We start from the raw sequence: 26,334 nt of genomic DNA on the forward strand, positions 1-26,334 counted from the left end.
AAACACACGCCGCGTAGGGTGGATAAGCCTGCGCAGCAGGTTATCCACCATTGGTAGACGCCGCTATCTCAGACCAGCTTGGTCAAGGCGTCGCGGCTAAACGGCAGGATGTCCTGTTCGCGGCCATCCCGTACCTTCAGCGCCCAATCCGGGTCAACCAACAGCGCGCGACCAACGGCCACCAGATCGAACTCCTGCTTGTTCAGGCGCTCCAGCAGTTTCTCCAGGCTGGCGGGCTGGGCCACCTTGTCAGTGTTGACCATAAACTGCATGAACTCTTCATCCAGCCCTACGCTGCCGACGGTGATGACCGGCTTACCGGTGAGTTTGCGCGTCCAGCCTGCCAGGTTGAGGTCTGAGCCTTCGAACTCAGGCTCCCAGAAGCGCCGTGTCGAGCAATGGAAGATATCCACACCTGCATCCGACAGCGGCTTGAGGAAGGCTTCCAAGGCTTCAGGGGTTTCCACCAAACGCGCTTTGTAATCCTGCTGCTTCCACTGCGACCAGCGCAGGATGATCGGGAAGTCTGGGCCCACCGCCTCACGCACGGCCTTGATCAACTCGATGGCAAAACGCGAGCGCCCCGCCTGATCACCACCGTATTCGTCAGTGCGTTGGTTGCTGCCCTCCCAGAAGAACTGGTCAATCAGGTAGCCGTGTGCGCCGTGCAGTTCAACGCCATCCATGCCGATGCGCTTAGCGTCTTTGGCGGCCTGAGCAAAGGCAGCAATGACCTCCTGAATGTCCTCTTTAGTCATGCCGTGGACGATGACATTGCCATCTTTCACTTTCTCACTCGGGCCATAGCCCGGCACGCTGGCATCCGGCTCTGTACCAATGCGGCGCACGCTGCCGACGTGCCACAGCTGCGGGACAATCTTGCCGCCTTCGGCGTGCACTGCATCAACAACCTTCTGCCACCCCGCCAAGGCGTCTTCACCATAAAAGCGCGGCACATGCGGGTAACCGTTGCTGGCTTTATGACCGACGGTGGTGCCTTCAGTGATGATCAGGCCAACACCGGCTGCTGCACGGCGGCGGTAGTACTCGATCACATTGGCACCCGGTACACCGCCCGGCGAGAAGGAACGGGTCATTGGCGCCATCACCACGCGGGTTGGCAGCGTCAGGTTGCCCAGAGAAAAAGGCTTAAACAGTGCAGATGCAGTCATGCTCATTCCTTGGCGGCTTGGGCCGCAACTGATTGATGTCGGTTACTTAGGCTTGCAGCAGGCGCTGCAAGCGTTCAATGAAATCGGTTAATGCCTGCAAATTGCCGGAGACTTTCAGCCGGGTCAGCGTGCCCTGCCAGGCATTGCAGATAAAGGCAGCCAGATTGCGGCAGTCCTCATCGGCTGCCAGCTGTCCGGCAGCCTGTGCCTGCTCAAGGCAAGCCTGAAGAATGTCCGCCGACTGCTGCAAAATGCCATCCACCGCCACGCCAAGTGCAGGCGACAGCTCAGCCATTTCAAAGCTCAGGCTGCCGATAAAACAATGGTATTTGAGGCGTTCCTGGCGGGCGAAGTGCTCATGCAGATCGTGGTAATAGCCGAGAATCCGCTCGCGGGGGCTTAGCGCAGAATTGCTCAGGGCATCGGCGTAGCGTTGCAAGCGCGGTTGATAGACGCTCTGCAAGGCTTGCAGGGCAAAGTCTTCCTTGCTTTCAAAGTAGTGATAGAAAGATCCCTTGGGCACGCCAGCGGCTTGCACAATCTCTTGCACACCAGCGCCGTGATAACCACGACGGGTCATCACCTCAGCACCTTTGGCGAGGATCAACTCACGTTTATCAAGACGGCTGCGACTATTCATGGTCAAGAATATGACCGGTCGTCTCGGATGCTGCCACTACTATTGATCGCAGTGATCATCAGCCCAAAACGGCAGTATGAATAAATAGAAACGCAGGGGAATTACAGCAGGGCCGCCACTGGGCCGTGAACGCTCACAGCCCAGCAGGGAGAGGACTATCAGCCGCGGGCAGCTTTGATGATGTCGATGTAAGACTCAGCGAAACGCTGGTCCTGAATCAACGCCACAAAATCATTGCCCTGAGCGTCCTTGGCGTTGAGGTCAAAACCTGCCTCAACGAAAAAGCCTACAAAACGCTCGAAGTCGTCAACACGCAGACCGCGATAGGCCTTAATCAACTTATGCAGCGAAGGTGGGGTGGCGTCGGCCGGCTCTTCATTGAGGAAGCGCTTGATCTGCTCATCGCTGATTTCTTCGCCAATAACCTGTTTCTTGTCTTTACGCACGGTTCACTCCAGCTACCAAGCCTCACGGGGCGCGCAGTTTACCGCTGGTAGGGGGCGGCGCTCAACGGCGTGCATCCTGCACGAACTGCAATCCTTGTCGAAACCGCTGGCAAGCTAGTGCCTTACAGGCCCTTAACCGCGTAAATACCAGCAGCATTACGCCAGTAACCTTTGTAATCCATGCCGTAACCAAAAATGTAACGGTCAATGCAGGACATACCGACAAAATCAGCCTTCATACCAGGAATAGCTTTGCGGTCGTGATCCTTATCGATCAGCACGGCGGTGTGAACTGCGCGGGCACCGGCATGACGGCAAAAGTCGATGATGGCGCGCAGGGTGTGCCCTTCATCCAGAATGTCGTCGATGATCAGCACATCACGATCAATGAAGGAAATCTCTGGCTTAGCCTTCCAAAACAGCTCACCGCCCGTGGTCTCGTTGCGGTAACGAGTGGCATGCAGGTAGGACAGCTCCAGCGGGAAATTCAGTTTGGTCACCAGCTTGCCGGAGAAGATCAGGCCGCCGTTCATCACACAGAACACCACAGGGTTGCTGTCAGCCAGCTTCTCAGTGATCGAGGCGGCGACTTGGTCGATGGCAGCCTCGACCTGGGCTTCGGTGTACAAGCAATCGGCTTCAGCCATCACCTGGCGGATATGCGCGAGTTCAGCGGACATTGTGTTTCCTCTCTACTGCGGGCCCCGCCAGGAAGCTGACCAAGGCGTCAAGATAAAAACCGGAAAAGATACTATTTGGGCAAATGACCGGCAAGCAAATGCCGAGCAATGGCGGTGAATAGCGGCTAAAAACTATACATTAGGGCAATTTAGACAAATTAGGACACATAAAGCTGCCAATGCTTTAATCTTTAGCGGTTTACCTGCCTCCGGAGAACCCCGTCCAATGTCCGTCCTCGAGATCCGTCACCCGCTCATTCGCCACAAGATCGGCCTGATGCGCCGTGCTGGGATCAGCACTAAGAACTTCCGCGAACTGGCTCAGGAAATCGCGGCCTTGCTGACTTATGAAGCGACAAAGGATCTGCCGCTGGAAAACTACGAACTGGACGGCTGGTGTGGCCCGGTGCAGGTCGAAAAAATCTCCGGCAAAAAAATCACCATTGTGCCGATTCTGCGTGCAGGTATTGGCATGCTCGACGGTGTGCTTAGTCTGATCCCAGGCGCCAAAGTAAGTGCCGTAGGTGTTGCTCGTAACGAGGAAACCCTGCAAGCCCACACGTATCTGGAAAAACTGGTGCCGGAAATCGACGAGCGTCTGGCCATGATCGTTGACCCAATGCTGGCCACCGGCGGCTCAATGGTCGCCACCATCGACCTCCTGAAAAAGGCCGGTTGTAAGGAAATACGTGCGATGGTGCTGGTAGCCGCGCCCGAAGGCATCAAAGCGGTCAAAGATGCTCACCCGGACGTCACCATCTATACCGCGTCTATCGACAGCCACCTCAACGATCAGGGCTACATCATTCCTGGTCTGGGTGATGCGGGCGACAAAATCTTCGGCACCAAACAGAAGGATGCCTGATAAATGCAGGATGAATTCAATGACCCACTCTGGCGCCAGGTAATCTCCGGCGCGCAAATGCTGTTTGTGGCATTCGGTGCACTGGTGCTGATGCCCCTGATTACCGGCATGGACCCGAACGTAGCACTGTTCACAGCGGGTATCGGGACGTTGCTGTTCCAACTGGTAACAGGCCGCCAAGTGCCTGTGTTCCTCGCCTCCAGCTTCGCATTCATTGCTCCGATTCTGGCCGCCAAAGGCGAGTTCGGATTGCCTGCGGTGCTGGGTGGCATCATTGCCTCAGGTTTGGTTTACGTGCTGCTCAGTGCCGTGGTTAAAGTCCGCGGCGCCGAGTTTATCGATAAGCTGCTACCGCCAGTTGTCATTGCCCCGGTAATTATCTCCATCGGCCTGGCCCTGTCGCCAGTTGCGGTGAACATGGCCATGGGTAAGTCCGGTGACGGCAGTGCACAGCTGGTTCCGTACGAAACCGCCATGCTGATCTCCATGACTGCACTGGTTGTCACCGTACTGGTGGCCGCGCTGGGTCGCGGCTTGCTGCGCCTGGTGCCCATCCTTGCCGGTATTATTGCGGGCTGTGCAGTTGCTGCCATGTTTGGCGTGATTGACACCAGTGCTGTACACGCAGCACCGTGGTTCGCCATGCCCGCCTTTGTTGCACCCGAGCTGCATTGGGGCGCGATTCTGTACATCGTCCCTGTAGCCCTGGCACCGGCGATTGAGCACATCGGCGGCGTGGTTGCCATTGGCAGCGTAACCGGCAAAAACTTCATCAAGAAACCCGGCTTGCACCGCACCCTGCTCGGTGATGGCCTGGCCACTTCCGCAGCCGGTATGTTCGGCGGCCCGCCTAACACCACCTACGCCGAAGTCACTGGCGCGGTGATGCTGACCAAGAACTACAACCCGAAAATCATGACGTGGGCTGCGTTCATCGCCATTGCCCTAGCCTTTGTAGGGAAGTTTGGAACCGCACTGCAAAGTATTCCGGTACCGGTAATGGGCGGTATTCTCTGCCTGCTGTTTGGTTCGATTGCTGTAGTGGGCCTGAACACCCTGATCCGCCATCAGGTTGATCTGTCCGAGGCGCGTAACCTGATCATCGTGTCGGTCACACTGGTATTCGGCATTGGTGGCATGGTGATCGGCGGTAACGACTTCGCCCTGTCCGGCATTTCCCTGTGCGCGGTTATTGCCCTGCTGCTAAACCTGATCCTACCAGGTGGCAATGCTTGGAAAAGCAAAGTCATCGACCCGGATGTTTAAACCTTTGCAGCAATTCCCAAGCCCCGCATTTGCGGGGCTTTTCGTTACGGCTCAGCACGCTTTATAAAATCGAAATTTATTGATCTGGCAATGTGCAATCACGCACATATTGATCAAGAATTAAGTTATCTCCCCTACAACGGCTGAACCCATGGACCCGATTCTCAACCTCCTTTCAGATACCGTCCCCAAAGCCCGCAGCCTGGAAGAATTGACCCGGCCATTACTGACAATCCTCAGCCAGGTCACGGGCATGGAATCGACCTACCTCACGACCATTGACCTGACTGCGGGCACTCAGCGCGTGATCTTCTCCCACAACACTGGTGACATGACCATCCCCGAGGGGCTGGAAGTACCTTGGGGAGATACACTGTGCAAGCGGGCCATAGAGCAAAACCGCATGTACACCAATAATGTCAGTGAATGCTGGGGCGACTCAGCCGCAGCGGCACAGCTGGGGATAAAGACTTACGTTTCGGCGCCTATCCGGGCGCAGAATGGTGATCTGTTAGGTACGGTATGCGCAGCCAGCTCAGACAGCGTGAACCGTGCGCCTGATGTTGAGCCACTGCTTAACCTGCTATCAGGGCTGCTTAGCTATTCACTAGAACGGGAGTTGCTGGTCGAACGGCTGCAGATCGCTAACAAAGAGCTGATAAAACTGGCACTGACTGATCCTCTGACCGGTCTGCCCAACCGCCGCGCCGTGTTTAAGGACGTTGAGCGTTTTTTCGACCTCGCAAAGCGCAACCAGCAATTCATCCTTATCGGAGTCATTGATCTGGATAACTTCAAACAGATCAATGACACCCACGGACACCTGGCCGGCGATGAGTTTCTGCTCAGCATTACCACTAAACTCCAACAATCGCTGAGAGCCAGCGACATCATCGGCCGCGCAGGTGGCGATGAGTTCATCGTGCTTGCGCTGGGCGCTTCCACGTCCTCGGGTCAAACCGAGGATATGCACCACGCCGCCAAACTTCTGCAAAAGCGCCTGACCGACGCCAGCATCGGTCGTTTCAGCCTGAAAAATGGCGAAGTCATACTGGATTATGCCGGCGCCAGCGTAGGTATTGCCGCCCTCCTCCCCACCAGCATGAGCGCTGACGAAGCCATCAGGCTGGCTGATCACGAGATGTACAAAGTGAAACAGCAGCGTAAAAGTAACGCCTCCTAGCCTCTTGGCAGAGCCCCCGGATTACGCCCCAGGCTGATCCGGGCTACCCGCACGCTCAATCGAAGCCCTGTAGCCTTGTGGCAGGTTATCCGGCAGTCGATGGGCCGGAAACAGGCCGATGTGTTTGTGCTCGTGGCTGACCTTGGGGTCAAACGGGCCAGCCAGCACGCAGTGGTAGGTGGCGATAAACACGTGCTTGCCGGGGATAACCTCAAACAGGTAGGTATCCAGCAATTTACCCACTGAAACCTCAAGGCTGAGCTCTTCACTGATCTCCCGGATCAGGCATTGCTCAGAGGTCTCCCCGCGTTCAATTCGCCCACCAGGCAACTCCCACTCATTGCGCTCGTTAAGCAGCAACACCACCTCTTGGGCTGGGGAAAACAACACACTTTTAATCGAAACGGGATAACGCTCCACAACCACTCCTCCTGAGTAAGCTGCCTCCTAAGTGAAAAAGAGGCACGCTGGGCAGAAAATGTTAGCCACCTAACAAGCGATGCAGGCACTATCACCGCAGCAGAACCTCTAAGCCACCCGATGAGTGCTGCAATACAGCTTTTTGTGGACAACACCTCTTCCTGTTTTCTCCAGAATAAGTTCCCCGTATGACCAATCCATCTGCTCAACCCAACCACCCATCGCAGACTCACGCGCCCTCCGCCAATCAGTTTCTGTTGCCTGTGGTGGGGGCTGCTGCCTTTGCCCATTTGGTCAACGATCTGTGCCAGGCCGTCTTGCCTGCGGTCTACCCGCTGTTCAAAAGCGAGTTTTCCCTGAGTTTTTCGCAGATCGGCATACTGGGCATGATCTACCAGCTGATTGCCTCATTTCTGCAACCCTGGATCGGGCTCTACACCGACAAACACCCCATGCCTTACCTGCTGCCAGCCGGTATGGTGATGACCTTGTTGGGCATGTGCATGCTGGCCTTGGCGCCCAGTTATGAATGGCTGCTGCTGGGCTCCGGCGTGATGGGTATCGGCTCAGCCACCTTCCACCCTGAAGCCTCACGGGTTGCGCGAATGGGCTCGGGCGGACGCTTCGGTACGGCACAATCGACCTTTCAGGTAGGCGGTAATTCAGGCACAGCACTGGGGCCCTTGTTGGCCGCCGCGATTGTGATCCCCTTTGGCCAGTATGCGATTGCATGGTTCATGCTGGCTGCCGCGCTGGGCATTTTTGTGCTGTGGCGACTCACCCTCTGGACCATCAGCCATGGCCAGGCCCGCTTGAAAAAACTCTCGGGAGGCAATGCCGAGGGGCTTAGTCGCAAGCAGGTGATCCAGGCCATTGCGGTGATCGCCGTGCTGATGTTTGCCAAGTTCATCTACATCGGGGCATTTACCAACTACTTCACGTTCTACCTGATGGAACGCTTCAGCATGGGCGTGCAACAGAGCCAGGTTTATCTGTTCATTTTCCTTGCCGCTATCGCCCTGGGCACCTTTGCTGGTGGCCCGATTGGCGACAGGATCGGGCGTAAGGCCGTGATCTGGGTTTCATTCCTAGGTGTAGCGCCGTTTGCGTTGGCCCTGCCTTATGTCGGCCCCACGCTGACCGCCGTGCTGGCCATCATGATCGGTCTGGTGATGTCATCGGCCTTCTCTGCCATGGTGGTGTATGCCCAAGAAGCCGTACCTGGCCGCGTCGGCATGGTCTCTGGGCTAATGTTCGGCCTAATGTTTGGTATTGGTGGTGTCGGTGCAGCCGGACTAGGTGAATTGGCCGACATTAAAGGTATCGTCTGGGTCTACCATGTTGTTTCGTTCCTCCCCCTGCTGGGCCTTGCCACTGCCTTGCTACCGCGTACAAAGGCGCTTAAACCCAGAGCGTAAGAGACAACCACAGAAGCAAATCACGGTCCCGGGATCGGCTGTTCAGGCTGCATATACGATTGTGTAGGGTGGAATCGCGTAGCGCTTCCACCTTTGGTTGCCAGACCTGTCGCAGTGTCAGGTCTTGGAAAACAAAAACTCAGCCACAGCGCCTCAAAAGGTCTACTAAAAGCCCGCCCATCATAGGCGGGCTTTTTTGCTTTAAGCCAAGTTGACGCCTAAATCACAGGCATGGTCCTATTTGTCGCCGCAGGTTCTCAAGGCGTGTTTGAACCATTCCTCAGGAGAAAACCATGACAGTTAGGACGTTAATCTTGCCGGGCCTTTTCAACTCTGGAGAAGCGCACTGGCAGTCGCACTGGGAACGACAGTTTCCGAGCCTTAAGCGGGTTGAACAACAGGATTGGGAAACACCGACTACCACAGACTGGGTGGCCCGCCTGAATCAGGCAATTAATGCTTGCGAAGGGCAAGTCGTACTCGTTGCCCACAGCTTGGCGTGCACCTTAATTACCTTGTGGGCCCAGCAGTATCCCGATAACAACAAAGTGCGCGGCGCGCTGCTGGTCGCCCCTAGCGATACAGAAGCAGACAGCTACCCCTCGGGCACCAAAGGCTTTACCCCGATGCATACACAACGCCTGCCGTTTCCAACAATCGTGGTCGCCAGCACAAACGACCCGTATGTATCCCTGGCTCGGGCCACAACCTTCGCCAATGCCTGGGGCAGTGAATTACACGTACTGGAGAATGCCGGCCATATCAACAGCGAAACCGGCTACGGCCTTTGGCCTGAAGGGATTGCGTTGCTGTACAAACTGACGGGGGATTTGCAGTTTAAACAGGTGTAAAGAGCCTATCCATTAGTTCGCGAATGGTTTGCCGTTAACGGTTTATGCTCGAAGGGCGAATGGCTGGGCTATCGAAGTTAGGAGTGAAGGTACGTCGTTGTCTGCTCATTGAACACCTCTGAATGGCGATCATTCTGGCCTAAAAAGGTGTCCGGGATTAGTAGACCACTACTGCTGGAGAGTGGTAAGGCTTCACGCGGTAACGATAAATCCGCCTAAGGCGTTGTTAACGCCCTTTTAATAAAAAACGCAGCTCAACTCACGCACACTCACGATTAGGCAAGTACACGGGAATCAGCTGCGTTTTTTCTTCTCTCAAGTGGCAGCTTAGGCTCGGCCACTTTTCGTTGTTAGCCTTATTTCGGGGCGGTAATTTCCAGCACGCGGTCGCGGCCACCTTCGGCGAGCAGGTATTTGCCATCGCCAGCTGGGATCAGCTCTTGTGGCGCCTTGAGGAAGGTCAGAATGACGTTGAGGTTGCCTTCATTATCCAGCAACAGCAGGCGCGCGCGGTGGGTGCGGTCTTCTGATACCCACAGGCCACGAGCATCGCAATACAGAAAGCTGGGTTCTTTCAGGCCAGACAGTACAACTGGATCGGTGCCGTCGGTGCTCAGGCGGCGGACTACGCCTTTTTCCTTTTCGTTGTAGTACATCTGCCGGTTGGGGCAGATTTGCACGGTTTCAGCTTCATTGAGGTTGCTGCGCAATACATCGACAGTTTTGTCTGAAGCGTCATAACGCAGCAAGCGGCCATCGCCTTTACGGTCTTCAATGGCGTACAGGTTGTCACCATCAGCCAAAAGGCCCTGCACGTTGTCACCCTGGAACAACGGGGTGATTACGCCATTTTGGTAGCTCGACACGGCGTGCTCGCCTGCTTCCTGGCTGAACACTAGGGCGCCATTAAAGGTGGTGAGTCCGTCTGGCTTGGAGAGGTTTTCGATCAATGAGGTACGCACGTCATTAGGCGCAATGCTGAGGATGCTGCCTTTACCACCGTTAAGTTCTGAGCTGACGATGAGATTTCCGTTGTCATCCAGCTCCAGCGCCGCGGCTTTTTCGATGTGGTCATACGCCACGCGGACATCCCAGCCTTTGGCGGCGCTGACCGGGTACAGGTATTGCCAAAGCAGAAATGCCACGCCCAGTAACAGCGCGACTGCAAAAATGGACACAGCAATACGCGCCAGCTGGAGGGCACGAGGGGGAATAGCAAACATGGCACGCAGTTCCTTTTTTAGTGTATCCACTGCTTCGCCGGCACCTTTGGGTGCTGACACGAAATACTCCAAGCCGCAAAGCGCGCACTATCCTGCGCAACTTGCTTGTGGCTACCAAGCACGCTGGGACTGACTATAGCGGTGTTACAGAGAGAATGTCCTACAATCAGCAAGACACAGATGTGTTGTTAGACGGCGCGGAACATAAGAGTTCCACGCCGGTTGGCGGATTATGAAAGCGGCACCGCCCGGCGCACCAACGTGCCAAGGGCCGACACCCAGCTCGGGTGGTCATTAACACACGGCACCAGTTGCAGGCTCTCCCCGCCTGCCTCAATGAACTGCTCAGCACCACGCATGCCGATCTCTTCGAGGGTCTCGATGCAGTCGGCGACAAATGCCGGGCACATGACCAGCAGTTTCTTCACGCCGCGTTGGGCCAGCTCATCAATCGTGGCTTCGGTGTAGGGCTCGATCCATTTGTTTTTGCCCAGGCGTGACTGGAACGCCACCGACCACTGCTCTGGCTTAAGCCCCATGCGCTCGGCAAACACTTCACCGACACGCAGGCATTGGCTGCGGTAACACTTGGCCATAACGGCATCGCTGATGCCTGCGGTGTTGGTCGCCAAGAGATCGTGCTTAGGATCAATCGGGTTAACCAATTTGCGGATATGGCTTTCCGGCAGGCCGTGGAAGCTCAGCAGTACGTGATCGAAGTCCTGCTCCAAATAGGGCTTGGCGCTGTCAACCAGTGCATCAAGGTATTCCGGCTGATCGTAGAACGGTTGCAACAGCGAGAACTGCACCGGCAAGTTGTGCTTGCGCACCACGCGGCGGGCTTCTTCGATCACGGTGGTGGTGGTGCTGTCGGCAAACTGTGGGTACAGCGGCGCCAGGGTAATGTTGCGAATACCCTGCTCGGCCATACGCAGCAGCACGCTTTCAATCGACGGCTCACCATAGCGCATGGCCAGTTCAACCGGGCCTTGTGTCCACTGCTCACGCATGGCGGCTTGCAGGCGCTTGCTAAGCACCAGCAGTGGCGAGCCGTCTTCCCACCAGATGGAGGAGTAGGCATGAGCGGAGGCCGCCGGGCGCTTGATCAAAATCAGCGAGACCAGCAGACGACGCACGGGCCATGGCAGATCAATCACATACGGGTCCATCAGGAATTGGTTGAGGTAGCGACGCACGTCGTCTACCTCAGGCGAATTCGGGGAGCCAAGGTTTACCAGTAACAGCGCGTGATCAGTCATGAAGAGCCCTAACAGTAACGAGCGGCCTAGAGCCGATGGCTAGATGAATGCATACAAGTGGCCGGCATTATAAGGAGCTTCGACAGTTTGCGGCTGCTGAGAAAAATCAATCGGGCTAATTAAATTCAGGCTGTATCCTTGCGCTGTGCTCAAAGCCCACCCATGCGCTTGATCATGTTGTTAAACCTAAGGAACGCCAAAGCCCCATGCCAAAGAACCTTGTCAATGCCCTGCTCTTTATCTGTGGCCTGTCTGTGTGCCTGCTCGCAGGAGGTACGCCCTGGCTGGCACTGGTAGCGGTGGCACTGGTGGTTCATTTGTTGTGGACCAGCCGTTGGGCCGCAGAAGGCAAGCTGTTGGCCAGCACACTGATTGCGGGCTCCGCGCTGGACAGTTTTATGCTGCAACTTGGGGTATTCGACTATGCCGAGCCGCGTCAGCTGCTACCACTTTGGCAAGCGGCTATGTGGCTGCTGCTGGGTACAACCCTGAATCATTGCCTGGCCTGGAGCGCCCGGCCGTGGTGGAAGGCCAGTATTTTCGGTGCCTGCTACGGCGCTGTGGTGTATGGGCTGATGGGTCTGATTGGTAACGTGGCTTATCCCTATGGTTACACCAAGACTCTGCTGCTGATTGCCGTGCTTTGGGCAGGTGTTTTGCCTGCCCTGCACGGCTTTGCTGAGCTGTACCGCCTGCAGTTTGAGCAGGCTCAACGAGCTCAGCGGCGGGCATAAAAAACCGGGCTTAGCCCGGTTTTTTATGCGAGGAATTCAGAACCCAACCCGGTAGTGCAGGCTGTAACTCTCAATGCCGTCGTTAGGCTGCTTGATGCTTGCATTGGAGTAATGGATCGCGCGAATACCAATCTCTTGGTTGTCGAAGCGCACACCGAAGCCAATGCGGTCTTCGAATTGGAAGGCTGAACCTAACTGATTGCCTTCAACTTCGGTACTGGTAAACCCGGCCACACCGATACCCGCCTCAACATAGGGCTTAAAGCGCTCAGCGGCGAATTCGTACACGAACACCGGGCTTACGGAAATGCTGTGGTTGCTTGCGCTTTTATCGCCATCCCAGTAGGTATAGGCGGCATCCCAATATCCGGTCAGGCGACCAACATCAGAAACGAACCAGCTGCGATTGAAATCGAACTGCGTACCAAGTCTATAGGTCGTGGAGGATTCCCCCGTACGCCCAACGGAAAAGCTCAAGTCTGCAGCCTGAACTGTCCCGACACTACCCCACACCAGCGCTGAAAATAGAACAGGAGTCACGGCTTTAATCATGGGTAATTATCCTTAATTAACCTAAAAATCAGTTGCCTAAGAACTATAGTGTATCGCCAGAAATGTGCACCAGCTCTCATTACATCTTTTGCTAACGCACAAAACAGCCTGCAATCAAACCGAATTAGTGCACTAAAGTACTAGAAATTACCAGCAATCTGTCAAGTCAATCCGGCAAAACCGTTACCGGAGCGCTCTCCCCCCAGAGCAGCGGCAATATCCGACTCATATCCTCAGAGTTTCCACTGGTCCAGAAACGGGTCAATTGAGGCGACTTATCAGCAAGGGCCTCAGCCTGACTCAGCAGGCGTTGCACTTGGCGCGCAACAGCGGCACCGGTATCAATCAGACTGACTGAGTCAGGCACCAATGTACGCAGTAGTGGCTTAATAAACGGGTAATGGGTGCACCCAAGAATAATCGTGTCGCACCCCGCATCCAGCAATGGCGTGACAAAGCCTTTAAGCAAGACGCGCGTGTGCGCACTGTCCAGATCACCGGCTTCAATGCACTCGACCAAGCCTGGGCATGGCTGCATGACCACGCGCACGTCGTGAGCGAAACGATCCAACAAGGCCGCAAATTTGGCACTTTTTAAGGTGCCGGTTGTGGCCAGTACACCCACTACTTTGCTTTTGGAGGCTGCGGCAGCAGGCTTAACAGCGGGTTCCATGCCCACCACGGGCAGATCCGGGTACAGCTCACGCAGCTCGGCCACTCCGGCAACCGTGGCAGTGTTGCAGGCTATCACCAGCATTTTTGCCCCTTGCCCCAGCAGGAACTGCGCCAAAAGGCGGCAACGCTCGCGGATAAACTCCGGGCTTTTTTCGCCATAAGGCACATGTCCGCTGTCAGCGACATACAGGAGGGATTCATTCGGCAATAACGCCCGAATCTCGCGCAGCACAGACAGGCCACCGACGCCAGAGTCGAACACAGCAATAGGCGCATTACTCGCCATGGCGTGCTCCACAGACCTCGCACCCCGAGTCGCGCTTGAGGCGCAACTCGCGGAAGCGGCTGGTCAGTGCATCCACCAATAGCAGTCGTCCTATCAGCGGCTCGCCGAACCCGGCTAGCAATTTCAAGGCTTCCAGCGCTTGCAGGCTACCCACCATGCCCACCAAGGGGCCAATTACACCGGCCTCGCTGCAGGTCAGTTCAGCGTCACTGCCGTGACCATAAATGCAGTGATAGCACGGACTCTCCGCACGACGCGGGTCAAACACGGAAATCTGCCCTTCAAGGCGGATCGCCGCACCACTTACCAGCGGCACCTTGGCGGCCACACAGGCAGCGTTGACGGCCTCGCGGGTGCTGAAGTTATCCGAGCAGTCCAGCACCAGATCCACCGCTGCCACAGCATCTGCCAGTGAGTCACTGTCCAGTGCCTGGCGATGACATTGCAGACGAATGTTCGGATTTATCGCCAGTAGGCGTGCGCTGGCGGAGTCGACCTTGCTCTGGCCGACGCTTACGGTGTCGTGCAGCACCTGCCGTTGCAGGTTAGTCATGTCTACCGTGTCGAAGTCGGCCAAATGCAGCTCACCGACCCCAGCAGCAGCCAGGTACAAAGCCACCGGCGAGCCAAGCCCACCGACCCCAACAATCAACACGCGGCTGTTTTTCAGGCGCAGCTGACCGTCGATATCAATCTGTTGCAGCAGAATCTGCCGACTGTAGCGCAGCAGTTCTTCATCACTGAGCATGGCGGTGTCATGCATGGTTAAAGCACCCCAGACTGATGCGCTGGTGGCCGCCGAGATCGCGGCGGCTTTCTACCTGTGTGAATCCACGCGCACTGAGCAGCGCACAAACGGCCTCGGCCTGATCAAAGCCGTGCTCCAGCAATAGCCAGCCGCCCTGCTCAAGGTAGTCCGGTGCCTGCTGAATAATGTGGCGAATATCGTCGAGGCCATCTGCCCCGGCCACCAGCGCACTGCTGGGCTCGAAGCGCACATCGCCCTCATTTAGGTGACGGTCATCGGCGGCAATATAAGGCGGGTTGCTGACGATCATCTGATAGCGCTGCCCGGCCAGCGCACTGAACCAATGGCTTTGCAGAAAACGGGCATGGTTGAAGCCCAAACGCTGGCGGTTGCGTTCAGCCAGCTCGACAGCCTCAGCAATGCGATCAACACCTGTGACCTGCCAGGCTGGGCGCTCACTGGCCAACGCCAGAGCAATCGCACCGGTGCCGGTCCCCAGATCAAGTACGTGAGCAGGTGTTGCCGGGATCAGGCTCAGCGCCGTTTCCACCAGCAACTCGGTATCAGGACGCGGGATAAGGGTGTGGCTGGCAACTTCCAGCTCAAGGGTCCAGAAACCCTGCTGCCCCAGAATATAGGCAACCGGCTCCCCAGCCTGGCGGCGGGCCAACGCTTGGTTAAAGCGCTCAAGCTGCTCAGCATCCAGCTCACGTTCCGGCCAGGTGCGCAGGTAGCTTCGGTTCTTACCTAGGGCATTGGCCAGCAACAGCTCGATATCCAGCTGCGCCGTAGGCGACTCCGGTAACTGGGCGCTGGCTAACAACTGTTCGATAGTGCTCATGGGCTCGGCTCTGTCCTGCTCGGGCAAGCGGGTTGGGATGTGCCGCGCACAATGGCGCGGCACGCTCAGCATCAGTCGCCCAATGCCGCCAACTGATCGGCCTGATACTCCACCAGCAACGGCTCGATGATGGCATCTACGCCACCCGCAATCACTTCGTTCAGGGAGTACAGAGTCAGGTTGATGCGGTGATCAGTCACCCGTCCCTGCGGGAAATTGTAGGTACGGATGCGCTCGGAGCGATCCCCGGAACCTACCAGCAATTTACGCGACTCGGAAATTTCTTTATGCGCAGCGGCTTCCTGCTGATCTTTCAGCTTGGCGGCCAGCCACGACATGGCCTTGGCGCGGTTCTTGTGCTGAGAGCGCTCTTCCTGACACTCAACCACGGTGCCAGTCGGAATGTGGGTAATACGGATGGCCGAATCGGTGGTGTTAACGTGCTGACCACCAGCACCGGATGAACGATAGGTGTCGATACGCAGATCAGCCGGGTTGATGTCGATCTCAGCCTGCTCATCTGGCTCTGGCAGCACGGCCACGGTACAGGCCGATGTATGGATACGGCCTTGGGATTCGGTTTCCGGCACACGTTGGACACGGTGGGCGCCGGACTCGAACTTCAGCTTGCCATAGACGTTATCGCCTTCAACACGGGCGATCACCTCTTTAAAGCCACCATGTTCGCCTTCGTTGGCAGACAGCACCTCTACCCGCCAGCCCTGCTTCTCGGCATAGCGTGAGTACATACGGAACAGGTCGCCGGAGAAAATGGCGGCTTCGTCGCCACCGGTACCGGCACGCACTTCAAGGAACACGTTGCGGCTGTCGTTCGGGTCTTTAGGCAGCAGCATGCGTTGCAGCGTGGCTTCCAACTCAACCAGTTGCTCTTTGGCGCTGGCGACTTCTTCTTCAGCCATTTCGCGCAGATCAGGATCGCTGTCCTTGAGCATTTCCTGAGCACCGGCCAAGTCCGCCTGCACTTTACGCAACGCGGTGAAGGCTTGATGAACGGGCTCAATTTCGGCGTATTCCTTGGAATAAGCACGGAACTGAGTCTGATTGCTGATCACTTCGGCATCGCCGAGCAGCGCAGTCAGTTCTTCGAAACGATCCTGCAAGAGGTCGAGTTTCTTAATCAGTGACGCTTTCATTGCAGACCTTTATTTATGAGGCGTCCCGGACGACGCTCCGTCGCCAAGGGAAAACAGCTCCTGCACCACGCTCAGCGCTTCGAAGCGGCCGTCGGCGGAGAATTTTTTCAGTTGCACGCTGGGTTCGTGCAGCAACTTGTTAGTCAACCCACGGGCTAACTGTGCCAGCACATCCTCAGGGTTACCGCCGTTGGCCAGCAAACGCTGAGCCTTTTGCAGCTCCTCATCACGGAGCTTCTCAGCTTGCTGACGGAAGGCTTTGAGCACGTCCACCGCTGCCAGTTCACGCAGGCGCTGCATAAACTCCTGCGCGCCCTCGCCCACCAGCTCCTCGGCAGCCAGAGCGGCACCTTGACGGCTTTTGAGGTTTTCTTCGATGACCTCATGCAGGTCATCGACGGTATACAGATACACATCGTCCAGCTCGCCCACTTCCGGCTCAATATCCCGCGGTACGGCGATATCAACCATGAAAATGGGCTTGTGCTTGCGCTGCTTCAGGGCCCGTTCAACAGCACCTTTACCGAGAATTGGCAGCTGGCTGGCGGTGGAACTGATGACAATATCACTGTGCACCAACTCGTCTGGGATGTCTGAAAGCAGCACGGCATGAGCACCGAACTGCTCAGCCAGGGAGCTCGCGCGCTCAAGTGTGCGGTTGGCCACCACAATGCGTTTGATGCCTTGATCATGCAGGTGACGCGCCACTAGGCTGATGGTTTCGCCTGCACCAATCAGCAGTGCCTGGCTGCGGTTCAGATCCGCAAAAATTTGTTTGGCCAGGCTCACCGCAGCAAACGCCACAGAAACCGGGTTTTCACCGATGGCGGTGTCGGTACGGACAGTCTTCGCGGTGCTAAACGTAGCCTGGAACAAGCGCCCCAGCAGCGGCCCCAAAGTGCCCGCTTCACGGGCCACAGCGAAGGCCGATTTCATCTGCCCAAGAATCTGCGGCTCACCGAGCACCATGGAGTCAAGACCGGAGGCGACTCGCATCATGTGACGAACGGCTTGGTCGTCCGCATGGATATAAGCACACGCGCGCAATTCATCGAGGCTAAGCTGGTGATAAGAGGCTAGCCAAGCCAGTACCTCATCCGCATTTAGCTCCTCCTGTTCAAGGTAGAGCTCACTGCGGTTGCAGGTAGAAAGGATCGCTGCTTCACGGCTGCTGGTGCGGTGGCACAGCTGCTGCAATGCCTCAACCAATTGCTCAGGCGTAAACGCCACGCGCTCGCGGACGTCCACCGAGGCAGTCTTATGGTTAATACCGAGGGCAATAAAGGCCATGCAAAGTCGCTGACAGTAAACGTGGAAGCCGGCAATTGTCCTACTTCAGCCGGGCGAGAACAACACCTCCCGCCTATTGTCCTAATAGACTGAACGTTAAGACACTCAAGATGATGCTCAGAGCATGGGCTTGCCCAATGGCTTGTGTCATGATGCGTAACCTGCATGTAGGTCACATACACTCTTCCATGAATAAATCCTTTGCCTTGCTGTACGCCGCGCTGCTGCTCAGCGGCTGCCAGACGTTTGCCCCCTCGACGCCGGACGGTACGCCGCCGGTGGAAGACCCTGCCGCCACAACGCCAGAGGCCGAACCTAAGGTTTACCGTTCGTTCAGCCAGGAGACTATTTATTCGCTCCTGGCAGCTGAACTGGCTGGCCAGCGCAATCGTTACGACATTGCTCTGGACAACTACGTGGTTCAGGCAGAAAAAACTCAGGACGCTGGCGTCGCCGAACGAGGCTTCCGCATCGCCGAGTACCTAGGAGCCGATCAGGAAGCACTGGACACCAGCCTGCAATGGGCCAAAACAGCGCCCAATAACGTCGACGCACAGCGTGCTGCGGCCGTGCAGCTGGCCAGAGCCGGTCGTTATGACGAGTCGATGACCTTTATGGAAAAAGTCCTGCAACAGCAGGGCGACACCCATTTCGACTTCCTCGCCCTTTCCGCCTCGGATACCGACTCGGATACCCGTGAAGGGCTGCTGCAAAGCTTCGACCGCCTGCTGGCTAAATACCCGGACAACAGCCAGCTGCAATTCGGCAAGGCATTGCTGCTCCAGCAAGAAGGTCAGAACGAAGAAGCACTCGAGCTGCTCGAAGACCAACCCAGCAAAGGTCGCCCGGTTGCCTCTATTTTGCTGCACTCTCGTTTGCTGCAAAGCCTTGATCGTAACGATGAGGCCCTGAGCCTGCTCAAACAAAACCTCAAGCAGTACCCGGACGACAAACGCCTGCGCCTGAGCTATGCACGGCTGCTGGTTGCCGAGGGCCGTCTTGATGGTGCAAAAGGTGAGTTCGCCTCGCTGCTGCAACAGTTCCCGGATGACGACGACCTGCGCTTCTCCCTGGCACTGGTCTGCCTTGAGGCCGAAGACTGGAAAGAAGCCATCATCTATCTGAAGGAACTCGTGGCCCGCGACGCCCATGTGGATGCCGCCCACTACAACCTCGCACGCGCATACGAAGAGCTTGAAGAAACCGATCAAGCCCTTGCTGAATACCGCATGGTGGGCCCTGGCAACGAGTATTTACCTGCTCAAGCCGCCCACAGCGAACTGCTGTTCAGCCTCAATCGTGGTGATGAAGCGGCTCAATACCTGAGCCAGGCACGGGACGAACAACCTGACTATGCCATCCAGCTGTACCTGATCGAGGCAGAAGCCTGGTCACGCGTACCGGATATCGAACGCTCGTGGCAGGTGGTCAAACAGGCCCTTGAACAGTTCCCTGACGACCTGAACCTGCTTTACAGCCGCTCGATGCTGTCCGAGAAACGTAACGACTTGGTCGGTATGGAAAAAGACCTGCGCTTTATTCTTAAGCGTGAGCCCGACAACGCCATGGCACTCAATGCGCTGGGCTACACCTTGGCCGACCGCACCACACGCTACGAAGAAGCCAAAGAACTGATCGATCAGGCCTATCAGCTCAACCCGACTGACCCGGCGATTTTGGACAGCCTGGGCTGGATCAACTATCGACTCGGCAAGCTCGACGAAGCTGAGTTCTATCTGCGCAAAGCCCTTCAAGACATGCCTGACTCGGAAGTAGCAGCGCACCTAGGCGAAGTCCTGTGGGTGAATGACAAACAGAAAGAAGCTCGCCAGATATGGCGTGATGCACTCAAGGAAGACCCACAGAGCCGCATTTTGCGCTCGACCATCAAACGCCTGACCGGAACAGAGAAACCCTGATGTTTGCCCGCAACCTACTTGTATTGGGCCTGCTTGCACTGCTTGCAGGCTGCAGCGGCCTCACCACCCGAGAATCCGTTGAAGGCCAAGGCGACGCCAAACAATGGCAAGCCCATAAGCTGCACATTGCCCAGCTGGACGCTTGGCAGATCAGCGGCAAGGTCGGCATCCGCGCGCCCCGCGATTCAGGCAGCGGCACCCTATTTTGGCTGCAGCGTCAGGACTATTTCGACATCCGCCTCTCGGGCCCACTGGGTCGCGGAGCAGCCCGTCTAACCGGTCATCCGGGCAAGGTTCAGCTCGAAGTGGCCAATCAGGGCCGCTATGAAGCCGAGTCTCCGGAGCAATTGCTGCAACAACAGCTACGCCTCAACCTCCCCGTTTCTCACTTGTTCTGGTGGATTCGCGGCCTCCCGGCGCCTGACAGCAAAAGCCGCGTGCAACTCGACGCACAAAGCCGACTGGCTCAACTCAGCCAGGATGACTGGCTCGTCGAATACCTGAGCTACAGCGAACAAAATGGCTACTGGCTGCCTGAACGAATCAAAGTCAGCGGCCACGATCTGCAAGTCACCCTGGTGATCAAGGACTGGCAACCCCGTCAGTTAGGCCAATGAACACTACTGCCATCCCCGCTGCCGCAGAACTTGTCCTGCCGGCACCTGCAAAACTCAACCTGATGCTGCACATTCTTGGGCGCCGCGAAGACGGCTACCACGAACTGCAAACCCTGTTTCAGTTTATCGACGTTGCCGACGAGCTCGGCTTCAGCCTGCGTGCTGATGGTGAGATCCACTTACGCACCCCCATTGAAGGCGTGCCCCATGACAGCAACCTGATCGTCCGCGCTGCTCGCCTGTTGCAGCAACGCACGGGCTGCAAACTCGGCGCTGACATTTGGCTGGATAAACGCCTGCCTATGGGCGGCGGCATTGGCGGCGGCAGTTCGGATGCCGCAACCACCCTGCTCGGGCTTAACCACCTGTGGAAGCTGGGTTGCGATATTGATCTGTTGGCAGAGCTGGGTTTAAGCCTGGGCGCGGACGTGCCTGTCTTTGTCCGGGGCCATGCAGCGTTTGCCGAAGGCGTAGGTGAGAAGCTGCAACCCGTGACACTCAGCGAACCGTGGTTCCTGGTGGCCATTCCGCAAGTACTTGTTAGTACAGCAGAAATTTTCTCTGATCCGGAGTTGACACGAGATACTCCGCCCATTAAAGTTCGCAGCCTTCCTGAGGGGGGCGGTCATAATGACTGTCAGCCGGTGGTTGAAAAGCGTTATCCAGAAGTACGTAACGCTTTGATCTTGTTGAACAAATTTGTTTCAGCTAGATTAACCGGCACTGGATCTTGTGTATTTGGGAGCTTCCCAAATCAGGCAGATGCTGATAAAGTCCGCCGCCAACTTCCAGCCACTTTGCCAAGCTTCATAGCGCAAGGGCGTAACATTTCGATGTTGCATCGTGCACTAGGGGAATTGGACAGGAAGTGAATGTGTAGCACGGGTTGTAAAGTAGTAGGGGCGTCGCCAAGCGGTAAGGCAGCAGGTTTTGATCCTGCCATGCGTTGGTTCGAATCCAGCCGCCCCTGCCATTCCGTCCTGGAACGGGCTCAACTCGATATACATTCAGGTAATACACGATACAGGGGCGTCGCCAAGCGGTAAGGCAGCAGGTTTTGATCCTGCCATGCGTTGGTTCGAATCCAGCCGCCCCTGCCATTTTCTATACTCATCCAGGTATACCCTCAGCCGGCAGGTACTGCGCGTGTCCAAGATGATGGTCTTTACGGGGAATGCTAACCCCGACCTGGCGCGACGTATCGTACGTCAGCTGCACATCCCCCTCGGTGATGCCTCTGTTGGTAAATTCTCCGACGGCGAAATCATGGTCGAAATCAACGAAAACGTTCGTGGTAAGGACGTATTCCTGATTCAGCCAACGTGCGCGCCAACCAACGATAACCTGATGGAATTGGTCGTGATGGCTGATGCCTTTCGCCGCTCCTCAGCGACCCGAATTACTGCTGTTGTTCCTTACTTTGGCTATGCCCGCCAGGATCGCCGTCCGCGTTCCGCCCGTGTGGCAATTAGCGCCAAGGTCGTGGCCGACATGCTCGCAAACGTAGGTATCGACCGTGTTCTCACTGTCGACCTGCATGCGGATCAGATCCAAGGCTTCTTCGACGTTCCTGTAGATAACATCTACGGCTCCCCTGTTCTGGTGGATGACATCGAAGATCAGCGCTTTGACAACCTGATGATCGTCTCTCCGGACATCGGCGGCGTGGTACGTGCGCGTGCTGTTGCCAAGTCCCTGGGTGTTGATCTGGCCATCATCGACAAACGTCGTGAGAAGGCCAACCACTCTGAAGTGATGCACATCATCGGTGATGTTGAAGGCCGCACCTGTGTTCTGGTTGATGACATGGTCGATACCGCCGGCACTCTGTGCCACGCGGCTAAAGCCCTGAAAGAACACGGCGCCACCAAAGTTCTCGCCTATGCTACGCACCCGGTTCTGTCCGGTCGCGCCATCGAGAACCTTGAGAAATCTGTACTCGACGAGCTGGTAGTGACTAACACTATCCCGCTGTCAGCCGCTGCTCAGGCCTGCTCGCGTATTCGCCAGCTGGACATCGCACCGGTAGTTGCTGAAGCGGTTCGCCGTATCAGCAATGAAGAATCGATCAGCGCGATGTTCCGTTAATTCGGACTCGCACTGAACGCAAGTGCCCTGCCCTAATGGCAAGGCTTTTTACCTGACCGTCCAAACGCTGGTCGCAAGCGTGTAGGACGGTTTGGTTATTTTGGAGAAATGAAATGACTGATTTTGCCCTGAATGCTGAAGTGCGTTCCGACCTGGGGAAAGGTGCGAGCCGCCGCCTGCGTCGTAACGTTGCCATGGTTCCTGCTGTAATTTACGGCGGCGACAAAGCACCTCAATCCATCAGCCTGCTGGCCAAAGAACTGGCCAAGCTGATCGAAAACGAAGCTGCTTTCAGCCACGTTCTGAGCCTGAACGTTGGTGGCACCACTGAAAACGTCGTAATCAAAGCCCTGCAACGTCACCCGTCCAAAGGTTTCGTTCTGCACGCTGACTTCCAGCGCGTAGTAGCTGGTCAGAAACTGACCGCTCACGTACCGCTGCACTTCATCAACGAAGCAACTGCTGTTGGTGTTAAACAGCAGGGTGGCGAAATCTCCCACGTTATCGCTGAAGTCGAAGTAAGCTGCCTGCCGAAAGACCTGCCAGAGTTCATCGAAGTCGACATGGCTGCCGTTGAAGCTGGTCAGATCGTTCACCTGTCCGACCTGAAACTGCCGAAAGGCGTTGAGCTGGTTGCACTGGCACACGGTAACGACCTGGCTGTGGCTAACATCCACGCCTCCCGCGTTAAAGACGAAGACGCTGCTGAGTAATAGTCACAGTGTCGGAAACCAGCCCGGTATGCGATTCTACCGGGCGATTTCCACAGAAGGGCTCCTGACATGACTGCCGTACAACTGATCGTTGGCCTTGGTAACCCTGGCCCGGAATACGACCAGACCCGGCATAATGCGGGGGCCCTTTTTGTTGAGCGCCTTGCTGATAAAGAAGGCGTCAACCTGAGTCTGGATAAAAAGTATTTCGGTCTTGTCGGCAAGTTCAGCCACAAAGGACGCGATGTACGCCTGCTGATTCCGACCACCTATATGAACCGCAGCGGTCAGGCTGTAGCCGCGCTGGCGAATTTCTTCCGCATCTCGCCCGATGCCATTCTGGTTGCCCATGACGAACTCGACATGCCACCAGGTGTTGCCAAACTAAAACAGGGCGGCGGTCACGGTGGCCACAATGGTCTGCGCGATATCATCGCCCAGCTCGGTAATCAGAATAATTTCTACCGCCTGCGACTGGGTATTGGCCACCCTGGCCATAGCAGCCTGGTGTCCAACTTCGTTCTGGGTCGCGCACCACGCAGCGAGCAAGAACTGCTGGATCGCAGCATTGATTTCGCTCTGGATTGCCTGCCTGAAGTTCTGGCTGGCGAATGGAGCAAGGCCATGCACAAGCTGCATAGCCAGAAAGCCACTTCTTAAATCTGTCCGCCATTGCGCAAGGGATAAATCATGGGATTCAACTGCGGCATCGTAGGCCTGCCCAACGTCGGCAAGTCCACCCTGTTCAACGCCCTCACCAAATCGGGGATCGCGGCTGAGAACTTCCCGTTCTGCACCATCGAACCGAACAGCGGGATCGTGCCAATGCCCGACCCACGTCTGGATGCACTGGCGGAAATCGTTAAACCAGAACGCGTACTGCCAACCACCATGGAATTCGTGGACATCGCCGGTCTGGTAGAGGGTGCCTCCAAAGGTGAAGGCCTGGGCAACAAATTCCTCGCTAACATCCGTGAGACCGACGCGATCGCCCACGTTGTACGCTGCTTCCAGGACGACAACGTCATCCACGTTGCTAACAGCGTTGACCCTAAGCGCGACATTGAAATCATTGATCTGGAACTGATCTTTGCCGACCTCGACAGCTGCGAGAAACAACTGCAAAAGGTTGCTCGCAACGCCAAAGGCGGCGACAAAGAAGCAGTAGCTCAGAAGAACCTGCTGGAAAAACTCATCCCCCACTTCACTGAAGGCAAACCAGCGCGCACGCTGATGAAGACTTTGGGTGATGATGAGAAACAACTGATCCGCGGCTTCCACCTGCTGACCAGCAAACCGGTTATGTACATCGCCAACGTTGCTGAAGACGGCTTTGAAAACAACCCACTGCTGGACATCGTAAAAGCCATCGCCGACGCCGAAGGCGCCCCGGTTGTGCCGGTGTGCAACAAGATCGAGGCTGAAATTGCCGAGCTCGAAGAAGGCGAAGAAAAGGACGAGTTCCTCGAAGCCTTGGGTCTCGAAGAGCCAGGCCTGAACCGCGTGATCCGCGCGGGTTACGAACTGCTCAACCTGCAAACCTACTTCACCGCAGGTGTAAAAGAAGTTCGCGCATGGACCGTGAGAGTTGGCGCAACAGCCCCTCAGGCAGCAGCCGTGATCCACACCGACTTCGAAAAAGGCTTCATCCGTGCCGAAGTCATCGCCTACAACGACTTCATCCAGTACAAAGGCGAAGCCGGTGCTAAAGAAGCCGGTAAATGGCGTCTGGAAGGCAAGGAATACATCGTTAAAGACGGCGACGTGATGCACTTCCGCTTTAACGTCTAAATAGAAATTAGGATTTCACCGGATCTTACCGGACACGAAACCCCTTGAGGAATAAAGCCTTAAGGGGTTTTTCTTTTCCGAAAAGGTCCGAAAAGAATCTATACGATCCGCATATTTACCGGGTACGCTACCGGGTATCGAAAAATTCACCTCCCCATATAACCGGGTATACCAGGATTGAGCAGCCATGCCGCTTACCGATACCGAGTGCCGTACCGCCAAGCCCAAGGAAAAGCCCTACAAGCTCACAGATGGCAATGGCCTTTACCTTGAGGTGAAGCCTAACGGGGTTAAGGCATGGCGCTATCGGTTCGAGCTGAACGACGGAACTAGCAGGAAGGAAAGCGTGTTCGCGATTGGGGACTATGTAATCGCACCCAAAGGGGAATCACCCGAGCACGCCGAAGAGCGCCGCAAAGGGCGCCGCTTCACTCTTGCAGAGGCACGCGATGAGCGCGTGAAAGCCCGTGCCCTAGTCATACAGGGCATCAATCCCGCGCACCACCGGCAACAGGAGCGGGTGAAGCGCGACCACGAGAAGGCCATTACGTTTGAAGCCGTCGCCAAAGAGTGGCTTTCACTGAAGGACTGGGAGGAGATCACCAAGTCCAGACGACTCAACATGCTTGAACGCGTCGTATTTCCCAAAATCGGTGAACTGCCGATCAAAGCCATCACCCCCATGCACATTCTTGAAGTGCTCAGAGCAGCCGCTCAAGATAATGGCCCATCTGTTGCCGCAGAGGCCAAGCGGAGCATGTCCGGAGTTTTCGAACTGGCAATTTCCACGTTGCGAGCCAGCACCGACCCGGTACACCCCGTTCGAAAAGCCCTGCCAGCCAACAAGACTCAGCACAAACGCCCTCTCTCCACCGAAGAAATTGGCCAACTGTTACGCGATGTCGAATCTCACGGCGGACGCCATGAGACCCTCTGCGCTTTCCAGCTCATGTGGCTGACTCTGTGCCGCCCCAATGAAGCTGTAGAGGCTCAGTGGGCAGAATTTGACCTGGAGAAGGCGCTTTGGCGCATTCCCGCCGAGCGGATGAAAAAGCGCAAAGAGCACACGGTGCCACTGCCGCGACAGGCAGTCGAAATACTGCGAGGCCTGCATTCCATCACAGGAAAATACACCCACGTATTTCCTCACCGCGACGTACGCACCCGCCCAATGGTTGCGGCCTCATTCCGCCAGATGCTCAACACCCTTGGCTGGGGAGGTAAATACAGCCCGCATGCCACGAGGACAACGGGCAGCACCAGACTCAATGAGATGGGCTATTCAGCAGACTGGATCGAAAGACAGCTCGCCCATACCGAGCAAAACGCTGTCCGCCGCACCTACAACCATGCCGAGTATTTGAGTGATCGAGCCATGATGATGCAGAGATGGGCGGACATGCTGGACAGCTGGAAAAAGGACTTAGGCTGAATGGAAAGAGACGTCGCTGATTACGAAAACATCGGCTGGCGCTTTCACTCGCTCCCAATCCATAACGTGGA

At 56.3% G+C, this 26,334-nt stretch carries 27 protein-coding genes and 2 tRNA genes; 16 read left to right on the forward strand and 13 right to left on the reverse strand.

Annotated features, from left to right (window positions below; all coding sequences use genetic code 11):
- Window positions 1–68: 68 nt before the first annotated feature.
- From WG219_15790 to WG219_15805, 4 genes are all read right to left on the reverse strand, one after another.
- Window positions 69–1,172: an NADH:flavin oxidoreductase gene (locus WG219_15790; protein WXL24763.1), complete on the reverse strand. Its 1,104-nt coding sequence runs from the start codon at window positions 1,170–1,172 to the stop codon at window positions 69–71.
- Window positions 1,173–1,218: 46 nt separating this feature from the next.
- Window positions 1,219–1,812 (reverse strand): TetR/AcrR family transcriptional regulator, encoded by a 594-nt coding sequence (locus WG219_15795; GenBank protein ID WXL24764.1) that lies wholly within the window; start codon window positions 1,810–1,812, stop codon window positions 1,219–1,221.
- 158 nt (window positions 1,813–1,970) lie between these two features.
- The gene (locus WG219_15800) at window positions 1,971–2,258 is read right to left on the reverse strand and encodes a PA4642 family protein (protein ID WXL24765.1); all 288 of its coding nucleotides are present in this window, start codon (window positions 2,256–2,258) and stop codon (window positions 1,971–1,973) included.
- A 122-nt stretch (window positions 2,259–2,380) separates the two neighbouring features.
- The gene (locus WG219_15805; protein WXL24766.1) at window positions 2,381–2,938 is read right to left on the reverse strand and encodes a hypoxanthine-guanine phosphoribosyltransferase; all 558 of its coding nucleotides are present in this window, start codon (window positions 2,936–2,938) and stop codon (window positions 2,381–2,383) included.
- 226 nt (window positions 2,939–3,164) lie between these two features.
- Here WG219_15805 and upp point away from each other — a divergent pair, with 226 nt between their 5' ends.
- The 3 genes from upp (at window position 3,165) to WG219_15820 (ending at window position 6,252) form a co-directional block, all read left to right on the forward strand.
- Window positions 3,165–3,803, forward strand: coding sequence for a uracil phosphoribosyltransferase (gene upp, locus WG219_15810; GenBank protein ID WXL24767.1), 639 nt, complete (start codon window positions 3,165–3,167; stop codon window positions 3,801–3,803).
- A 3-nt stretch (window positions 3,804–3,806) separates the two neighbouring features.
- Window positions 3,807–5,069 (forward strand): uracil-xanthine permease family protein, encoded by a 1,263-nt coding sequence (locus tag WG219_15815; GenBank protein ID WXL24768.1) that lies wholly within the window; start codon window positions 3,807–3,809, stop codon window positions 5,067–5,069.
- A gap of 151 nt (window positions 5,070–5,220) precedes the next feature.
- Window positions 5,221–6,252 carry a GGDEF domain-containing protein gene (locus WG219_15820; protein WXL24769.1) on the forward strand — a complete coding sequence of 344 codons (1,032 nt, stop codon included), beginning with the start codon at window positions 5,221–5,223 and terminating at the stop codon, window positions 6,250–6,252.
- A 21-nt stretch (window positions 6,253–6,273) separates the two neighbouring features.
- On the opposite strand, the gene WG219_15825 is transcribed toward WG219_15820, so the two are convergent.
- Window positions 6,274–6,672, reverse strand: a complete 399-nt coding sequence (locus tag WG219_15825) for an NUDIX domain-containing protein (GenBank protein ID WXL24770.1) — start codon at window positions 6,670–6,672, stop codon at window positions 6,274–6,276.
- 188 nt (window positions 6,673–6,860) lie between these two features.
- Here WG219_15825 and WG219_15830 point away from each other — a divergent pair, with 188 nt between their 5' ends.
- Window positions 6,861–8,090, forward strand: a complete 1,230-nt coding sequence (locus WG219_15830; GenBank protein WXL24771.1) for an MFS transporter — start codon at window positions 6,861–6,863, stop codon at window positions 8,088–8,090.
- A gap of 293 nt (window positions 8,091–8,383) precedes the next feature.
- Window positions 8,384–8,941 (forward strand): alpha/beta hydrolase, encoded by a 558-nt coding sequence (locus WG219_15835; protein ID WXL24772.1) that lies wholly within the window; start codon window positions 8,384–8,386, stop codon window positions 8,939–8,941.
- A 356-nt stretch (window positions 8,942–9,297) separates the two neighbouring features.
- On the opposite strand, the gene WG219_15840 is transcribed toward WG219_15835, so the two are convergent.
- The gene (locus WG219_15840) at window positions 9,298–10,224 is read right to left on the reverse strand and encodes a hypothetical protein (protein ID WXL24773.1); all 927 of its coding nucleotides are present in this window, start codon (window positions 10,222–10,224) and stop codon (window positions 9,298–9,300) included.
- 170 nt (window positions 10,225–10,394) lie between these two features.
- Window positions 10,395–11,423 carry a ferrochelatase gene (gene hemH / locus WG219_15845; protein ID WXL24774.1) on the reverse strand — a complete coding sequence of 343 codons (1,029 nt, stop codon included), beginning with the start codon at window positions 11,421–11,423 and terminating at the stop codon, window positions 10,395–10,397.
- A gap of 206 nt (window positions 11,424–11,629) precedes the next feature.
- On the opposite strand from hemH, the gene WG219_15850 reads away from it, so the two are divergent.
- Window positions 11,630–12,157: a DUF2878 domain-containing protein gene (locus tag WG219_15850; GenBank protein WXL24775.1), complete on the forward strand. Its 528-nt coding sequence runs from the start codon at window positions 11,630–11,632 to the stop codon at window positions 12,155–12,157.
- Between the two features lie 36 nt (window positions 12,158–12,193).
- Here WG219_15850 and WG219_15855 read toward each other — a convergent pair whose 3' ends face one another.
- The 6 genes from WG219_15855 to hemA all read right to left on the reverse strand — a co-directional run bounded on the left by WG219_15855 (window position 12,194) and on the right by hemA (window position 17,703).
- Window positions 12,194–12,709 (reverse strand): acyloxyacyl hydrolase, encoded by a 516-nt coding sequence (locus WG219_15855; GenBank protein ID WXL24776.1) that lies wholly within the window; start codon window positions 12,707–12,709, stop codon window positions 12,194–12,196.
- 166 nt (window positions 12,710–12,875) lie between these two features.
- Window positions 12,876–13,670, reverse strand: coding sequence for a glutamate racemase (murI, locus tag WG219_15860; protein WXL24777.1), 795 nt, complete (start codon window positions 13,668–13,670; stop codon window positions 12,876–12,878).
- A complete protein-coding gene (locus WG219_15865) occupies window positions 13,660–14,418 on the reverse strand; it encodes a molybdopterin-synthase adenylyltransferase MoeB (protein WXL28021.1) in 759 nt (252 codons plus the stop codon). The genes murI and WG219_15865 overlap by 11 nt, the downstream gene beginning before the upstream one ends.
- A gap of 7 nt (window positions 14,419–14,425) precedes the next feature.
- Window positions 14,426–15,259 (reverse strand): peptide chain release factor N(5)-glutamine methyltransferase, encoded by an 834-nt coding sequence (prmC, locus tag WG219_15870; GenBank protein WXL24778.1) that lies wholly within the window; start codon window positions 15,257–15,259, stop codon window positions 14,426–14,428.
- 71 nt (window positions 15,260–15,330) lie between these two features.
- On the reverse strand, window positions 15,331–16,413 hold the full coding sequence (gene prfA / locus WG219_15875) for a peptide chain release factor 1 (GenBank protein ID WXL24779.1): 1,083 nt from the start codon (window positions 16,411–16,413) through the stop codon (window positions 15,331–15,333).
- 9 nt (window positions 16,414–16,422) lie between these two features.
- Window positions 16,423–17,703, reverse strand: coding sequence for a glutamyl-tRNA reductase (hemA, locus tag WG219_15880; protein WXL24780.1), 1,281 nt, complete (start codon window positions 17,701–17,703; stop codon window positions 16,423–16,425).
- Between the two features lie 188 nt (window positions 17,704–17,891).
- On the opposite strand from hemA, the gene WG219_15885 reads away from it, so the two are divergent.
- The 10 genes from WG219_15885 (at window position 17,892) to WG219_15930 (ending at window position 26,263) form a co-directional block, all read left to right on the forward strand.
- The gene (locus WG219_15885) at window positions 17,892–19,622 is read left to right on the forward strand and encodes a tetratricopeptide repeat protein (GenBank protein WXL24781.1); all 1,731 of its coding nucleotides are present in this window, start codon (window positions 17,892–17,894) and stop codon (window positions 19,620–19,622) included.
- The gene (gene lolB, locus WG219_15890) at window positions 19,622–20,239 is read left to right on the forward strand and encodes a lipoprotein insertase outer membrane protein LolB (GenBank protein WXL24782.1); all 618 of its coding nucleotides are present in this window, start codon (window positions 19,622–19,624) and stop codon (window positions 20,237–20,239) included. The genes WG219_15885 and lolB overlap by 1 nt, the downstream gene beginning before the upstream one ends.
- Window positions 20,236–21,111 (forward strand): 4-(cytidine 5'-diphospho)-2-C-methyl-D-erythritol kinase, encoded by an 876-nt coding sequence (ispE, locus tag WG219_15895; GenBank protein ID WXL24783.1) that lies wholly within the window; start codon window positions 20,236–20,238, stop codon window positions 21,109–21,111. Before lolB ends, ispE begins: the two co-directional genes overlap by 4 nt.
- A 26-nt stretch (window positions 21,112–21,137) precedes the next feature.
- Window positions 21,138–21,212 (forward strand) — tRNA-Gln (locus tag WG219_15900).
- 52 nt (window positions 21,213–21,264) lie between these two features.
- Window positions 21,265–21,339, forward strand: a tRNA-Gln gene (locus WG219_15905).
- Between the two features lie 46 nt (window positions 21,340–21,385).
- A complete protein-coding gene (locus tag WG219_15910; protein WXL24784.1) occupies window positions 21,386–22,327 on the forward strand; it encodes a ribose-phosphate pyrophosphokinase in 942 nt (313 codons plus the stop codon).
- 113 nt (window positions 22,328–22,440) lie between these two features.
- Entirely contained in the window at window positions 22,441–23,040 is a 600-nt protein-coding gene (locus tag WG219_15915; protein ID WXL24785.1) for a 50S ribosomal protein L25/general stress protein Ctc, read from the forward strand.
- Window positions 23,041–23,109: 69 nt separating this feature from the next.
- The gene (pth, locus tag WG219_15920) at window positions 23,110–23,700 is read left to right on the forward strand and encodes an aminoacyl-tRNA hydrolase (GenBank protein ID WXL24786.1); all 591 of its coding nucleotides are present in this window, start codon (window positions 23,110–23,112) and stop codon (window positions 23,698–23,700) included.
- A gap of 30 nt (window positions 23,701–23,730) precedes the next feature.
- Window positions 23,731–24,831 carry a redox-regulated ATPase YchF gene (gene ychF, locus WG219_15925; protein WXL24787.1) on the forward strand — a complete coding sequence of 367 codons (1,101 nt, stop codon included), beginning with the start codon at window positions 23,731–23,733 and terminating at the stop codon, window positions 24,829–24,831.
- A 187-nt stretch (window positions 24,832–25,018) separates the two neighbouring features.
- Window positions 25,019–26,263 carry a tyrosine-type recombinase/integrase gene (locus WG219_15930; GenBank protein ID WXL24788.1) on the forward strand — a complete coding sequence of 415 codons (1,245 nt, stop codon included), beginning with the start codon at window positions 25,019–25,021 and terminating at the stop codon, window positions 26,261–26,263.
- Window positions 26,264–26,334: the final 71 nt, after the last annotated feature.

The sequence above is a fragment of the Pseudomonas mendocina genome (assembly GCA_037482215.1).
In the GTDB taxonomy this organism is placed as follows: Bacteria; Pseudomonadota; Gammaproteobacteria; order Pseudomonadales; family Pseudomonadaceae; genus Aquipseudomonas; species Aquipseudomonas mendocina_E.

Excerpts from the sequence above, each read along its gene's own strand:
- WG219_15850 (WXL24775.1), top strand. The coding sequence starts at position 11,630 with ATGCCAAAGAACCTTGTCAATGCCCTGCTCTTTATCTGTGGCCTGTCT.
- WG219_15915 (WXL24785.1), top strand. The coding sequence starts at position 22,441 with ATGACTGATTTTGCCCTGAATGCTGAAGTGCGTTCCGACCTGGGGAAA.
- pth (WXL24786.1), top strand. The coding sequence starts at position 23,110 with ATGACTGCCGTACAACTGATCGTTGGCCTTGGTAACCCTGGCCCGGAA.
- prmC (WXL24778.1), bottom strand. The coding sequence starts at position 15,259 with ATGAGCACTATCGAACAGTTGTTAGCCAGCGCCCAGTTACCGGAGTCG.
- WG219_15835 (WXL24772.1), top strand. The coding sequence starts at position 8,384 with ATGACAGTTAGGACGTTAATCTTGCCGGGCCTTTTCAACTCTGGAGAA.
- lolB (WXL24782.1), top strand. The coding sequence starts at position 19,622 with ATGTTTGCCCGCAACCTACTTGTATTGGGCCTGCTTGCACTGCTTGCA.
- hemA (WXL24780.1), bottom strand. The coding sequence starts at position 17,703 with ATGGCCTTTATTGCCCTCGGTATTAACCATAAGACTGCCTCGGTGGAC.
- murI (WXL24777.1), bottom strand. The coding sequence starts at position 13,670 with ATGGCGAGTAATGCGCCTATTGCTGTGTTCGACTCTGGCGTCGGTGGC.
- WG219_15795 (WXL24764.1), bottom strand. The coding sequence starts at position 1,812 with ATGAATAGTCGCAGCCGTCTTGATAAACGTGAGTTGATCCTCGCCAAA.
- WG219_15855 (WXL24776.1), bottom strand. The coding sequence starts at position 12,709 with ATGATTAAAGCCGTGACTCCTGTTCTATTTTCAGCGCTGGTGTGGGGT.
- WG219_15885 (WXL24781.1), top strand. The coding sequence starts at position 17,892 with ATGAATAAATCCTTTGCCTTGCTGTACGCCGCGCTGCTGCTCAGCGGC.
- WG219_15865 (WXL28021.1), bottom strand. The coding sequence starts at position 14,418 with ATGCTCAGTGATGAAGAACTGCTGCGCTACAGTCGGCAGATTCTGCTG.
- ispE (WXL24783.1), top strand. The coding sequence starts at position 20,236 with ATGAACACTACTGCCATCCCCGCTGCCGCAGAACTTGTCCTGCCGGCA.
- WG219_15815 (WXL24768.1), top strand. The coding sequence starts at position 3,807 with ATGCAGGATGAATTCAATGACCCACTCTGGCGCCAGGTAATCTCCGGC.
- WG219_15805 (WXL24766.1), bottom strand. The coding sequence starts at position 2,938 with ATGTCCGCTGAACTCGCGCATATCCGCCAGGTGATGGCTGAAGCCGAT.
- WG219_15830 (WXL24771.1), top strand. The coding sequence starts at position 6,861 with ATGACCAATCCATCTGCTCAACCCAACCACCCATCGCAGACTCACGCG.
- ychF (WXL24787.1), top strand. The coding sequence starts at position 23,731 with ATGGGATTCAACTGCGGCATCGTAGGCCTGCCCAACGTCGGCAAGTCC.
- prfA (WXL24779.1), bottom strand. The coding sequence starts at position 16,413 with ATGAAAGCGTCACTGATTAAGAAACTCGACCTCTTGCAGGATCGTTTC.
- upp (WXL24767.1), top strand. The coding sequence starts at position 3,165 with ATGTCCGTCCTCGAGATCCGTCACCCGCTCATTCGCCACAAGATCGGC.
- WG219_15790 (WXL24763.1), bottom strand. The coding sequence starts at position 1,172 with ATGACTGCATCTGCACTGTTTAAGCCTTTTTCTCTGGGCAACCTGACG.
- WG219_15930 (WXL24788.1), top strand. The coding sequence starts at position 25,019 with ATGCCGCTTACCGATACCGAGTGCCGTACCGCCAAGCCCAAGGAAAAG.
- hemH (WXL24774.1), bottom strand. The coding sequence starts at position 11,423 with ATGACTGATCACGCGCTGTTACTGGTAAACCTTGGCTCCCCGAATTCG.
- WG219_15820 (WXL24769.1), top strand. The coding sequence starts at position 5,221 with ATGGACCCGATTCTCAACCTCCTTTCAGATACCGTCCCCAAAGCCCGC.